Here is a 13,747-nt window from a genome sequence, read left to right as displayed (position 1 = left end):
CAAACTTAGTATTCTTCTTCTATCAAATCACACAAACAATGTATAATTAAAATATGCATTTCTTGAATTCTTGCAGTATCATCGCTTGGGATAACTATGTTATGATCGCATAATGCATTCATCAAACCACCGCCTTTCCCACTTAAACCTATACACTTAACTCCAATGCCTTTAGCTTTTTCAAACGCTTTGATAACATTGATGCTCTTTCCACTCGTTGAAATACCAATTAAAACATCATTACCGCTAGCCAAAGCTTCCACTTGTCTTGAAAAAACAAATTCAAAACCGTAGTCATTTCCTATAGCACTTAAAGCTGAAGTATCTGTACTTAGCGCAATAGCAGCCAAAGCTTTTCTTTCTTTTTTATATCTCCCACTCAATTCAGCTGCAAAATGCTGGCTGTCTGCTGCACTACCGCCATTTCCACAAATTAAAATCTTACCACCTTGCTTTAGACAATTTTTCAATTCTTGAGCAACCAAAGCAACTTGCTCTTTTAAATTTAAAACTTGCTCTAAAGTTTTTTGATGTTCTATTATTTCTTTTTCAATTTTTTTTATCATTAACAATCCTATTGATAATATTAGTGGTGCTAAAACCTTCTTCAAAATCAATCAATTCTACTTTTTTTACTATGTCTGATCCAACTACTTCTTTATCTTTATAATCAGCCCCTTTTACGAGTATCTCGGGTTTTAAAAACTGGATCAATTCAAAAGGCGTATCCTCATCAAAAATTACCACATAATCTACAAAATACATACTCGCAAGCATACATGCACGTTGAAATTCAGCATTAATGGGTCTTAAATCTCCTTTAAGTCTTTTAATGCTTTGATCTGAATTTAACCCCACAACTAACACATCTCCTAGCCTTTTGGCTTTTTCAAGGTATTTTATATGCCCATAGTGCATGATATCAAAACAACCATTTGTAAAAACCACTTTTTGATGTTGTGTTATTTTTACAAGCTCTTCTTTACTTTTGATTTTACCCTCAAAAGAAGCTTTTTCTAAATTTCTTATCTCATCTAAACTAACACTAACGCTTCCAACTTTTGCCACTACAACCGCTGCAGCATCATTGGCTAATTCACATGCTTTGACAATATCAATCTTTAAAGCCAAAGCATAAGCAAGCATAGCTATAACACTATCACCAGCACCAGTTACATCATATACTTCTAAAGCCTTAGCAGGGATAATATGCAAACGATCATCAAAAAGTGCAATGCCTTCTTCAGATAAAGTTATAATCGAATAACACAAACCAAGATCATCTTTTAATTGTTTTATTGCTTGTTCTAGATTTTCTATTTTCTCTACACCTAAAGCCTGCATAGCTTCTTTTTTATTAGGTGTAAGCAGTGTTGCGTTTTGATATTTACTAAAATCTTTTCCTTTTGGATCTACCAAAATAGGCAAATTTAGGGTATTTGCATGAGAAATTAAAGCTCTTGTTACTTTTGGCGTTAAAACACCTTTAGCATAATCACTCAAAACAATCGCATCATAATCTTTAGCTATTTTCTTAAACTCATCAATAAGCTCATCTTCTAATTGCGTATTAAAATCATTTTCATCATCAAGTCTTAAAACCTGCTGCGAATGCGATAAAACTCTGCTTTTGAGTGGAGTTTTTCTATTTTTTTCTACTAATAAACTTGCATTTAAATTTTCTTTTAAAAACCTACCACTCTCATCATCACCCACAAGCCCCAAAGCATAAACCTCAGCACCAAGACTTTTTAAATTTGCATATACATTTCCAGCACCACCTAATCTTTTGTCTTCTTTTTGTGATTTCATTATCATTACAGGAGCTTCAGGAGAAATTCTAGTACAATCACACCATATATAATGATCAACTATAAAGTCCCCAACAACTAGAATTTTGGGTCTTTTTGAATTTAAAACATCAAACATTTACTTCCTTTTCATAAAGTCTTTTGATTTCATTTAGATAGTCTTTGATTCCTTCTTCAAGACTATATTGTGGTGTATATAAAAAATTTGCATCTAGTTTTGCTTGAGTATGAAATTGATAAGCATTTTTATAAGGATTAGGAATATACTCGCAAGGATAATTAGTGTTTAATTCTTTTTGTAAAATATCCACTATATCTTGAAAACTTCTTGCTTTTCCTGTTGCAACATTATAAATACCACTTTTTGTTTCTAATGCTTCCAAATTAGCACTTACGACGTCTTTAATATAAACAAAATCACGATAAATTTGATCACTACCTTCAAATAAACGAGGATTCTTCCCTGCTAAAATCTGATGTCCAAATTGCAAAATCATAGAAGCGGTAGTATTTTTAAAAAATTCCCCTTTACCATATACATTAAAATATCTAAGCCCTACTATATGCATTTTATCAAAATATTTTTTTGCTAATTTATCCATCATTAATTTTGAAAAAGCATAAGGATTTTTAGGGGCTTCACTTAAATTTACAGTTTGAGGACTAGGAGCATCTCCATAAACTGATGCTGAACTTGCATAAATTAATTTAGCATCAATCTCTAGCGCAAGCTCAATAAAATCTTTAAAAGTATTTAAGTTGGTACTTAAAACTTTATTTTGATCATAAACCGTTGTATCAGAAATCGCAGCTTTGTGAAAAATCACATCAGGTTTAAAACTTTTTATATATGCTAAAGTTTTTTCATCATTAATATCACCTACATAAAGCTCCCCGTTAAAGTCAAGCAAATTCTTAAAATGTCCAAAACTTTCTAAATTTCCATTATCAAAAACAACATTTGAACGCATTTTATCTACAATTAAAATCTCATGTTGTTCCTGAAGCTCTAAAGCCAATGCTGATCCTATAAAACCTGCTCCGCCTGTTATTACAATTTTCATTTTTCTTCCTTTAAATAATGCAAAAATTCTTTTAAATTTTTAAAGGCTTTATAATTTTCATCATCGTTATAATTTTCGTTGATTAAAAATAAATTTTTTATGCCTGCGCAAATTCCAGCCTGCATATCAGTTAAATTATCTCCCACAAAAAAAGAAAGAGAAAGATCTAGGTTAAATTCTTTTTGTGCTTTTAAGAACATGCCAGGTTTTGGTTTGCGACATTCGCAATTTTCCAAATGAGGACAGTGGTAAATTTTTTCTATTTTTATACCTTGTTTATTTAGCTCACTTAGCATATATGCACTTAAAACCTCAAAATCTTTTTCACTATAATATTTTCTTGCAATGCCAGATTGATTAGTTGCAACAAAAATTGCAAAATTTTGTTTTTGAAAAAAATCACAAAGCTCAAAAATACCTTCACAAAATTCAAAATCCTCAATCTTATGAACATATTTTTTATCTATATTGATAATTCCATCTCTATCTAAAAATAACGCCTTTGTTTTCATGCAAAAATTATAATGTATTTTTATTAAGATTTTTATAATTTGACTGCTAAAAAAATTTTTAAGTATATTTAAATAAAAAAAGCTTATAATTAAAAACATTTTATTTTCAATTTATATAGGAGTGATACAATGAAAAAGCTACTTGTTTTATCAGCTTTGGCATGTCTAGGTGTTTCAGCTTTTGCTGCAGATGGTGCTACACTTTATAAAAAATGTGCAGTATGTCATGGTGCTAAAGCAGACAAAGTTTATCTTAACAAAGTCCCTGCGTTAAATTCTTTAACTGCAGCTGAAAGATTACAATACATGAAAGAATATGCAGCAGGCAAAAGAAATGCTTATGGCCAAGGTGCGATTATGAAAATCAATCTTAAAGGTTTAACTGAAGCAGATTTCAAAGCGATCGAAGAACATATTGAAAGCTTAAAAAAATAATCTAAACAGCCTTTATGGCTGTTTTTTATTCTTTAAAATTTCCTCTTTCCTCTTTTCTAAAATCACTGCATCATTTAAAGCATCTTCACTATCATTTAAAATGGTAAATTTATAATCATCATCAAATTGCTTGTTTTTAATACCCCAAAGTAAAGCACAAATTGCCAAAAACAAAGCAAGTAATGAAACTCCAATCATCATCATTAAAACACCATTCATTTTCTTATCCTTAAAGCATTTAAAATTACTATTATACTACTAAATGACATCGATAAAGCCGCAACTAGCGGATTAATCAAACCAAAAAAAGCCAAAGGCATACTCAAGGCATTATAACATAAAGAAAAAGTTAAATTTTGTCTAATGATATAATATGTTTTTTTTGCTATTTTCATGGCTTTTTGTAAACTTTCAAGATCATTTTTTAACAATACAATATCACTATTTTCCATAGCAAGTTCTGAACCTTCCTTTAATGAAACCCCTACCCCAGCATAAGAAAGCGCCAAAGCATCATTAACCCCATCTCCTACCATTAAGACTTTAGCTTTTTGATTTAAACTAGCTATAATTTGCATTTTGTCTTCTGGCATACAAGAAGCTTTATAGTTGCTTATTTTTAATTTTTTTGCAACTCTTTCTACAGCAAAAGGATTATCCCCGCTAAGCATATAAATTTGCATTTTTTGATTTTTAAGAAAATCGATCAACTCTTTAGAATTATCTCGAATTTTATCCTCCAACTCAAACACCGCCATAATCACTTTGTTTTTTGCAAAAATAAAATGAGTACTTTCAAAAGATTGGGTTTGAATATAATTTTCTTTTAAAAATTTCTCATTGCCACCAAGCCACTCATCATTTCCTAAAAATGCCTTATATCCTCTTGCCTGGAAATTTTCTACCTTATCAAATTCAATTCTATTATATTGCTTTATATTTAAAAATCGCAAAATACTTTTTGCAACAGGGTGGTTGGTTAAAGATAAAAAACTCACCAATTCATTATGATCTAGTGTTTCATCTAAATAGTATTTTTTTATTTCCAAGCTCGCCTTTGTCAGCACTCCTGTTTTATCAAAAACCGCTATATTGCATTTACTTAAATCTTCTACTACACCAGCTTCTTTAAACAAAATCTTTTCTTTTAACCCTGTGCTAATTGCTACCAAAGAACTCACAGGAGTAGCTAAAGCCAAAGCACAAGGACATGCAATAATCAATACCGAAACCATGCGTATCATGGCCTCTTCGAAACCTAAATTCAACACAAAAAAAGTGAAAGCAAAACACAATAGAGCGCAAGTTAAAATAATAGGAGAAAAATACCTACTAACTTGCTGCACCATTTTTTCTATTTTTGCTTTTTTGGTACTTGAGTTTTCAAGTAAAGTGATTATCCTTGCTAATTTAGAGTCTTTATATAAAGCACTCACTTTATACAAGGCATTACCACTTAAAACCAAAGAAGCAGAATATATAACATCGTTTTTTTGCACATCAAGTGGTAAGCTTTCTCCGCTTAAACTAGAAACATCTAAACTTACATTACCACTGATACACACCCCATCAATTAGTATCTTATCTCCTTCTTTTAATTCGATAATATCTCCTATTTCAACTTCTTCAACATCGGTGTTTTTGATTTCTCCATTTTTTAAAACTCTTACCTCGCTTACCAAAAATGAACGCAAATGATCAAGCGTATCCAATGCTCTTTTTTTACTCAAAAGCTCTAGGTATTTTCCTATAAAAACAAAACAAATAATCATTGCAACAGAGTCAAAATACACCTGCGAAGCCCTTGAAAACATAGCCCAAATAGAATAAATATAAGCCAAACTTGCTCCGCTAATAACCAAAGTATCCATATTGATGTTCTTAAATTTTAAGGCATAATAGGCGTTTTTATAAAAAACAGATCCTGTATAAAAAAGCACAGGAGTACACAACAAAAACTCCGCAAAATGCAAAATATCTTTAGTATCTGCATCCATACCACTAAAAAAACCCGCATACTTTGCAACAGAAATCCACATAATATTCATCACACAAGCTATAGCAACGATTAATTTTGCATAAAAGTCTCTTTTGGTTTGTGTTGCTCTTTGTTCATTTTTGGTAGGCAAATACACACTCGCTTTATAACCTATACTTTCTATATTTTGTATAATTTGTGCTAAGTTAATACTTTTATCATCAAAAACAATCCTAGCCTTATGAGTGATAGAATTAATATCAACCTCAACCACTCCTTCGCTTTTAATGAGAATTTTCTCATTCAGCCAAACACAAGCAGCACAGTGAATTTCTTCTATAAGCAAAAAGATTTCACTAAAACCTTCTTTAGTTTTTTGAATATACTTGCCATAGTCTTTATTGATATGTTCTATAGTCACTGGATTTAGAGTTTGACTACCTAGTTTTTCATAAAATTCCTCTAAATTGTTATCGTGTAAAATTTCATAAACACTCTCACAACCCTTACAACAAAAATAATTTCCATTTTTTTCTATCATTTGTTCTTGTTTAAAACTTAATTGACAATGCTTGCATTTCATTTTAGACTTTCGTTGTTATTTTTTACTATTTTATCATTTTTTTAAAACAGCAATTTTAAAAATTATTTACAAAGCTATATTATAATTTCAAAAATTTGACAAAAAAGCGTTTTTTTGAATAAAATCTCGTATTCATTTTAAATACTACATTTTCTACATTTTAGAGGATATATGGAAAATACTAAAGAAAAAAAACACCAAAGAACACACATTCCAGTGGAAGGTTATAAAATTGAAGATTTGAAGTTGCTTGACTTAGAAAGCTTAGTTAAAATTGCCAATGAAGCAGAAATAGAAAATCCAAGAGAATTTAGAAGACAAGATCTTATTTTTGAAATTTTAAAAGCACAAACTAAAAAAGGTGGCTTTATACTTTTTACCGGAATTTTAGAAATTTCACCAGATGGCTATGGATTCTTACGCGGAATGGATTCTAATTTAAGCGATAGCGTAAACGATGCGTATGTATCAAACTCGCAAATTAGAAAATTTGCTTTACGTGTGGGAGATATTGTTACAGGTCAGGTTAGAGAACCTAAAGATCAAGAAAAATACTACGCTTTATTAAAAATCGAAGCAATTAACTACCTTCCTTTAAAAGAAGCTAGAGAAAGACCTTTATTTGATAACCTTACTCCGATTTTTCCAACTGAGAAAATCAAATTAGAATATGATCCTTTAAAACTCACTGGTAGAATGCTTGACTTATTTGCCCCTATAGGAAAAGGTCAAAGAAGTTTGATTGTAGCACCTCCAAGAACTGGTAAAACCGAGCTAATGAAAGAACTAGCAACCGCCATTGCTAAAAACCATCCTGAAGCTCACTTGATCGTACTTTTAGTAGATGAGCGTCCTGAAGAAGTTACAGACATGCAAAGATGTGTTAAGGGTGAAGTTTTTAGCTCAACTTTTGACTTACCTGCTTATAATCATGTTCGCGTAGCAGAACTGGTGATAGAAAAAGCAAAAAGGATGGTAGAAACAGGTAAAGATGTGGTTATATTGCTTGATTCCATTACAAGATTAGCAAGAGCTTATAACACCGCCACACCAAGTAGTGGTAAAGTTTTAAGTGGTGGGGTTGATGCGAACGCGCTACATAAACCAAAACGCTTTTTTGGTGCAGCTAGAAATATAGAACATGGAGGCTCACTAACTATCATAGCAACTGCTTTGATAGAAACTGGATCAAGAATGGATGAAGTTATTTTTGAAGAATTTAAAGGTACAGGAAATAGCGAAATCGTTCTTGATAGAAATATTTCAGATAGAAGGATCTATCCTGCAATTAACATTATAAAATCTGGCACTAGAAAAGAAGAATTGCTCCAAGGCGTCGAAAAACTGCAAAAAATTTGGGCGATTAGATCAGCCATATCTCAAATGGATGATATTGAAGCATTAAAATTTTTATACTCAAAAATGCTCAAAACTAAAAGCAATGAAGAATTGCTCTCTATTATGAATGAGTAATAATGTTACAAGCACTTGCTGTTAAATACAGACCCAAAAATTTTAATGAACTTGTAGGACAAAACACAGTTTCTACAAGCTTAAAATATGCGCTTGAAAATAATCGCTTAGCACATGCTTACTTGTTTTCAGGACTGCGAGGGAGCGGTAAAACATCGAGTGCAAGAATTTTTTCAAGAGCCTTAGTGTGTGAACAAGGACCAAGTGCTAATCCATGTGGAGAATGTTCTCAGTGCCTTGCTTCACTTAATGGATCCAATATTGACATCATAGAAATGGATGCTGCAAGCCACAGAAGCTTAGAAGATATCCAAGAATTAATAGAACAAGTAAAATATGCTCCATCGCTAGCTAGGTTTAAAATTTTCATCATTGATGAAGTACATATGCTCACTCCACAAGCAGCAAATGCACTACTTAAAACCCTAGAAGAGCCGCCAAGTTATGTTAAATTTATACTTGCGACAACTGATCCTTTAAAGCTACCTGCAACGGTTCTTTCAAGAACACAGCATTTTAGATTTAAGCAAATCTCCACTCATGATATCTTAAATCATTTAGAATGGATTTTAGATAAAGAAAATATAAATTATGAAAAAGAAGCTTTAAAACTCATAGCAAGAAGCGGAAATGGATCTTTAAGAGACACTCTAACTTTATTAGATCAAGCCATAGTATATTGTCAAAATCACATAGAAACACAAAAAATTACTGCGATGCTAGGCTTTTTAGATCCAGCTAAGATTGAAGAATTTTATCAAGCTATCTTAACCAATGAGAAAGATAAAGTTCTTGAATTTTTAAAAGATTTTGAAGACTATGAGGCAAGCAATGTAATAGATGAAATGATATTTTTTCTAAAAGAAGCATTTTTTGCCAAAAACAATTTATTTTCTATGTTAATTTATGAAAGATTTTTTAGAATACTTTCACGCGCCAAAACTATGTTAAATTCTAGCGATGATGATAGTTTTGTACTTTGCGTTATGGCTTTTATGTTAATAGAAGCAACCTATCTAAAAAGCATTGATGAGGCTATCGATACAAGCGATAATCTAAAACCATACGATATATCAAAAAATATACAGCAACAAAATTTACCTTCAACACAAACTACCAAAGATGAAAAACTCAATCCATACGAAAGCTTATTAAAGGCTATCTATAAAAGAGATTATGATTTGGCTGAAGTTTTTAAAAAAACTACACAATTTATCTCTTTTGAAGATGATATTTTAAATATTAGCTCACATGCTCAAGATGAAGATAGAAAAATTCTAAATAATGGATTTAAACTAATCAAAACTCTACTTCATGAACTTTTTGGAGAAAAAGCACAAATAAAAATTCAAAAAATAGAAAAAATAGACACGCAAAAATTACAGGATATATTCAAAACCCCTATAAAGCAAGAAGTAAAAAGCACTCCAAATTTAAATGAGCATTTTGAAAATTTTAAAAAAGATGCTAAAAAATACAATCCTAAAGATGAAGCCAAAGAAGCGCTTAACAAGCTCTTTGGCTCCCCATCAATTCAAAATTAAAAACTACCATTGATCGAAATATAAATTCTCCTTCCTTCTTCAATACGGTTATAAGTGTTTACCCAAGTATCTTCGCTTTTGTTTTTATAAGAATCCCATGCATTTGTAAAACTTTTATCAAAAAGATTATAAATTGCCGCATTAATGTTCCAATTTTTATTGATATCATAACGCACACCCATAGAAGCTAAAAAGACATCTTGATAATATTCTCTATTAATATTTGTATCACCCATATAACGATCTATTTGCCATTCACCTTTTACCCATGGAGTGAATTTATTAAAGATATTATAGCTTGCTTTTAACATGATGTTGTGTTTTAAACTATCAATTTCTGGCTTTCCTATCACAGCCTTATCTTGCGCATCTTTAATTTCGCTATCAAGATAAGTATAAGATAAATCTAAATTTAGGTGTTCTATAGGAGTAACCCCTGCTCCAAGCTCTATACCTTTATACTCAACCTTGCCATGATTAATCGCTTGATAACAAGTATCAGCTTCACATTTTCCAATACCAGAAATCATATTGTCTTTACTAAATTTTTGACTAGAAATTTTATCTTTGAAATTTGTTAAAAAGCCGGTTGCTGAAATATAAAATAAGTCATTATTATAAACAGCGGCTAATTCATAATTAAGCGAAGTTTCTTCTTTTAAATTCGGATTTCCATACATAGGGTACTTACCCTGTCCTCCATAATTATAAGTACCTGCTATCAATCTATTAGCATATGGGGTTCTAAATCCTGTTGAAACACCACCTTTTAAAGTAAGTTCACTAGTAGGATTATAAACCAAATAAGCTCTTGGAGAAATATTATTTCCAAAAATTTCATGATGATTATACCTTGCGCCAAAAGTAAATCTTAAATCATCTCTTATACTATATTCATCTTCTGCAAAAAGAGCTAATAAGTACTGATCAAAATTTGTAGGATTAGCGATTTTATCTTGCATTTTTTCGAGTCTATATTCACCACCCACGCTTATAATGTGACTTTGACCTAAAGGTATAACTGATTTTGTATCTACAATAATATCTTCAGCAACTATATCTCTATTTTGTCCTAAAAATGGCTGATTTGCTCGGCCAACAACCTCACGCCCATCGTTACTTACACGGTTATACTGCAAAGTAGAAGTAATCGAAAAATCTTCATATACCCCCTCATGACTTAAATAAGTTACTAGCTTATCTACTTGCATAGTGTCTGTATAACCACCTGTTAAAGCACCATTATCACCAGATGGCTTAGTCAGTGTTCCTAGTTGTCCTTTTTTATTATCATAATGATTTCTTGAAAAATCGATATCAAATATCAAAGTATTATAATCATCTACTAGATAATTTAACCTAGTTCCTAAGTTAAAATTATTAGCTTTTGTGGGACTTTGAGCCTGATCGCCTTGCACTCTTTGTCCACTTCCATTGCTAAATTCAACATTTGACTGTTCTCTATAAAACTCTCTAAAACGCAAGGTTAATCCTAGGCGATCATTCATTAATGGACCACTTGAATATATACTTGTACCATAAGTATTACCCCATTCTTTATGTGCATTAAAAATACCGTCTAAACTAACTGATGTTTCCCATTTATCGCTTACTTTTTTTGTGATGATATTTACAACACCACCTAAAGCTTCAGAACCATATAAAGTACTCATTGGCCCTTTTATCACTTCTATTCTTTCTATACTAGAAATTGGAGGTAAGAAAGAATTTGAAATCTCATTAAAGCCATTAGGTCCAACTTCCCCACCTATACCTTGTCGCCGTCCATCAATCAAAACTAAAGTATAACCCGTAATACCTCTCATGGTAATATTATAAGAGCCTGTTTTTCCTTTATTTGCAAATAAATCTACTCCAGGAATATCTGCAATTGCTTCAGCAACATCTCTATATGGCTTACTTTCTAGTTCTTTTTTACCAATCACACTAATAGTCGCAGGAGCTTCCTTAATATCTTGAGAAAACCCCGAGGCACTTACTATGGAGCTATCTAACACAACCTCTTGCGATAAAGCACTTGAAACTAAAAGATTAGCAACACAAAATGATAAAATGTATTTTTTCATTATTTCCCTTTGCTATATTTACTCTATGTTTTAAAAATTGAAATATTATGATAATAATTATTAATTTAAAATAAATTTATTGTATCAATTATGATAATTGTTATTAATAAATGATTTAATTTTAAATACTATAATCACAAAAATTAAACAAGAGTGAGAAAAAATGGAATTTTTAAAAACTTATATCGATTTGATTATTTTTGTGGTCTTAGGTTTTATGGCATTTATTGCTATATGGTGTACAATCGAGCGCATTTTGTTTTTCAGAAAAATCAACTTTAATGATTATCCACGCCAAGAAAATTTTGATGATGCAATCAGTGAAAATCTTACTATGCTTTATATTATCTACACCAATGCACCTTATGTGGGGCTTTTAGGAACAGTAGTTGGTATTATGATTACTTTCTATGATATGGGATTAAGCGGGGATATTGATGTTAAATCTATTGTGATAGGTTTATCATTAGCACTAAAAGCCACAGCATTAGGGATTTTAGTTGCCATTCCTTCACTGATGGCTTACAATGCTTTACTAAGAAAAATATCACTACTAAGCAACTCATATCGTATTTTTAAGGAAAAAAATGCTTAAACTACCAAAAAACGAAGGTTTAAATATCATTCCTTTTATAGATATTATGCTTGTTTTACTTGCAATTGTACTCAGTATATCTACTTTTATTGCACATGGAAAAATAGAAATCCATCTACCACAAAGTGAAAATCCAAATAAAATTGATAACAATAAAGACAAAATAAGCATTCTAATCAATAAAGAAAATCAATTTTTCATCAACGACAAAGCAAGCTCACTAGAAGAAATAAATTTAAAAATCAACTCTATTCAACCCCAAACCATAGTAGAATTAAAAAGCGATAAAGATGCAAAATTTGAAAGCTTTATAAAAATCATTGAAATCTTAAAAAATAAAAATCACGAAAATTTTCAAATTTTAACAGAGCATAAAAGATGAGAACATTTTTAGCTAGCCATAAAAGTCGGTCTTTTTTTATCACGCTATTTCTTTTTATGCCTTTGTTTTTTGTATTGATTTATTCTAAAAATTTTATGCATATAGAACATGGTATGCCAAAAGAAGATAAATTTAATATAGCTATCAAGCAGTTTATACAGACATCTCAAACCACAAAACCAACGCAAAAAACTATGCAAGAACCAATCAAACCCATTGAAACAAAAAAAGAAAAGCCCATTGCTAAACCCAAAAAAATAGTCCAAAATACACAACCAAAACCAACAACCTTACCAAAAGAAAGCGCAATCCTCAAACAAGAAACAACACAACACGCCATAACAAGCAATACTCATGAAAACATATCCTTAAGTGGTAACAATAATGATTTATTAAAAGAAGTTAAGCAAGCCATAGATAAGGCTTTAATCTACCCAAGGCAAGCCAAAAAAATGCGTATGAGCGGCGAAGTCCTATTGGAATTTACGTGGACAAAAGACAAAAATTTATTAGACTTAAAAATACTTAAATCATCAAAATATAAATTATTAAACGAAAGTGCTTTAGAAACCATACGTATTGCATCTAAAAATTTTCCACAATATGACAAAACTTACCGTATCAAAATACCGCTCATTTATAAAATAAACTAAGCAAATTTTGCTTAGTTTATTTTATAAGTTGATGACCCTTATAAATACCATAAATTTTATAATCTCCATTTTTCAACATCAAAACCACAGGGTACTCTTCCTCATACCCTTGTTCCATTCCAGGACTACCTTGAGGCATACCAGGAGCAGAAACACCTATAACATCTTGAGGTTTGTTTTTCAAAAGCCAAGCAACAGCATCTTCTGGCACATGACCTTCTATCGCATAACCCTCAATCACACCTGTATGGCAACTTTGATACATAGGTTGAATATTCATCTTTTCTTTTACTTTTAAAAAATCATCACTCTTGTGTACTTGAACTTGATAACCTTTAGCTTTCATATAATCAGCCCAAAGATCACAACATCCACATGTAGGACTTTCATAAACATTTAATACTTTACTACTAGCCAACATTGATAATGAACTTAACGCAAGCGCAAGAACAATCTTTCTCATACATCCTCCATATTTTACACGCCACTATATAAATATAGCCACTTAATGTTACACAAATACCAATTATATAATTTTAAAGCAAACTGTTATTTCAATTTATCTAAAAACAAACGCGAGAATAAGCCAGAAACTTATTTCAAATTACATAAACAAATTAAGCGCTATTA

Annotated in this window: 14 protein-coding genes; 6 read left to right on the top strand and 8 right to left on the bottom strand. The window is 31.0% G+C overall.

Translation table 11 applies throughout. From position 1 onward, the window contains the following. Window positions 1-5: 5 nt before the first annotated feature. The 4 genes from gmhA to A0083_RS02550 are packed head-to-tail and all read right to left on the bottom strand — an operon-like array spanning window position 6 to window position 3,387. Window positions 6-566 carry a D-sedoheptulose 7-phosphate isomerase gene (gene gmhA, locus A0083_RS02565; RefSeq protein ID WP_197553958.1) on the bottom strand — a complete coding sequence of 187 codons (561 nt, stop codon included), beginning with the start codon at window positions 564-566 and terminating at the stop codon, window positions 6-8. After that, entirely contained in the window at window positions 550-1,929 is a 1,380-nt protein-coding gene (gene rfaE1 / locus A0083_RS02560; protein WP_197553955.1) for a D-glycero-beta-D-manno-heptose-7-phosphate kinase, read from the bottom strand. Before rfaE1 ends, gmhA begins: the two co-directional genes overlap by 17 nt. Beyond that, window positions 1,922-2,875, bottom strand: coding sequence for an ADP-glyceromanno-heptose 6-epimerase (rfaD, locus tag A0083_RS02555; protein WP_197553952.1), 954 nt, complete (start codon window positions 2,873-2,875; stop codon window positions 1,922-1,924). The genes rfaE1 and rfaD overlap by 8 nt, the downstream gene beginning before the upstream one ends. After that, window positions 2,872-3,387: a D-glycero-alpha-D-manno-heptose-1,7-bisphosphate 7-phosphatase gene (locus tag A0083_RS02550; RefSeq protein WP_120760786.1), complete on the bottom strand. Its 516-nt coding sequence runs from the start codon at window positions 3,385-3,387 to the stop codon at window positions 2,872-2,874. Before A0083_RS02550 ends, rfaD begins: the two co-directional genes overlap by 4 nt. 129 nt (window positions 3,388-3,516) lie before the next feature. On the opposite strand from A0083_RS02550, the gene A0083_RS02545 reads away from it, so the two are divergent. Beyond that, window positions 3,517-3,822, top strand: coding sequence for a c-type cytochrome (locus A0083_RS02545; RefSeq protein ID WP_120760777.1), 306 nt, complete (start codon window positions 3,517-3,519; stop codon window positions 3,820-3,822). 12 nt (window positions 3,823-3,834) lie between these two features. Here A0083_RS02545 and ccoS read toward each other — a convergent pair whose 3' ends face one another. Together ccoS and A0083_RS02535 are read right to left on the bottom strand one after the other, a co-directional pair. Beyond that, window positions 3,835-4,041, bottom strand: a complete 207-nt coding sequence (gene ccoS / locus A0083_RS02540; RefSeq protein ID WP_120760778.1) for a cbb3-type cytochrome oxidase assembly protein CcoS — start codon at window positions 4,039-4,041, stop codon at window positions 3,835-3,837. Then, complete coding sequence (locus tag A0083_RS02535) at window positions 4,038-6,383, bottom strand: heavy metal translocating P-type ATPase (protein ID WP_197553949.1); 2,346 nt, start codon at window positions 6,381-6,383, stop codon at window positions 4,038-4,040. Before A0083_RS02535 ends, ccoS begins: the two co-directional genes overlap by 4 nt. A gap of 171 nt (window positions 6,384-6,554) precedes the next feature. Here A0083_RS02535 and rho point away from each other — a divergent pair, with 171 nt between their 5' ends. Both rho and A0083_RS02525 read left to right on the top strand, forming a co-directional pair. Continuing rightward, complete coding sequence (gene rho, locus A0083_RS02530; protein ID WP_039663099.1) at window positions 6,555-7,856, top strand: transcription termination factor Rho; 1,302 nt, start codon at window positions 6,555-6,557, stop codon at window positions 7,854-7,856. A gap of 2 nt (window positions 7,857-7,858) precedes the next feature. Then, window positions 7,859-9,400, top strand: coding sequence for a DNA polymerase III subunit gamma/tau (locus A0083_RS02525; protein ID WP_197553946.1), 1,542 nt, complete (start codon window positions 7,859-7,861; stop codon window positions 9,398-9,400). On the opposite strand, the gene cfrA is transcribed toward A0083_RS02525, so the two are convergent. After that, window positions 9,397-11,487, bottom strand: coding sequence for a TonB-dependent ferric enterobactin receptor CfrA (gene cfrA / locus A0083_RS02520; protein ID WP_197553943.1), 2,091 nt, complete (start codon window positions 11,485-11,487; stop codon window positions 9,397-9,399). The two genes, A0083_RS02525 and cfrA, sit on opposite strands and share 4 nt — an antisense overlap. 163 nt (window positions 11,488-11,650) lie before the next feature. On the opposite strand from cfrA, the gene exbB reads away from it, so the two are divergent. The 3 genes from exbB to A0083_RS02505 are packed head-to-tail and all read left to right on the top strand — an operon-like array spanning window position 11,651 to window position 13,117. Next, window positions 11,651-12,082, top strand: a complete 432-nt coding sequence (exbB, locus tag A0083_RS02515; RefSeq protein ID WP_120760782.1) for a TonB-system energizer ExbB — start codon at window positions 11,651-11,653, stop codon at window positions 12,080-12,082. After that, window positions 12,075-12,464 (top strand): TonB system transport protein ExbD, encoded by a 390-nt coding sequence (gene exbD, locus A0083_RS02510; RefSeq protein WP_120760783.1) that lies wholly within the window; start codon window positions 12,075-12,077, stop codon window positions 12,462-12,464. Before exbB ends, exbD begins: the two co-directional genes overlap by 8 nt. After that, window positions 12,461-13,117, top strand: a complete 657-nt coding sequence (locus A0083_RS02505; RefSeq protein WP_120760784.1) for an energy transducer TonB family protein — start codon at window positions 12,461-12,463, stop codon at window positions 13,115-13,117. Before exbD ends, A0083_RS02505 begins: the two co-directional genes overlap by 4 nt. Before the next feature lie 16 nt (window positions 13,118-13,133). Here the strand turns inward: A0083_RS02505 and A0083_RS02500 are convergent, their stop codons facing one another. Beyond that, window positions 13,134-13,580, bottom strand: coding sequence for a DUF411 domain-containing protein (locus A0083_RS02500; RefSeq protein WP_120760785.1), 447 nt, complete (start codon window positions 13,578-13,580; stop codon window positions 13,134-13,136). Between the last annotated feature and the right edge of the window lie 167 nt (window positions 13,581-13,747).

The organism is Campylobacter sp. 2014D-0216 (assembly GCF_014931215.1).
Taxonomy (GTDB): domain Bacteria; phylum Campylobacterota; class Campylobacteria; order Campylobacterales; family Campylobacteraceae; genus Campylobacter_D.
The sequence above is the reverse complement of the archived record's forward strand: the minus strand, read 5'-3'. Positions and strand labels throughout refer to the sequence as shown.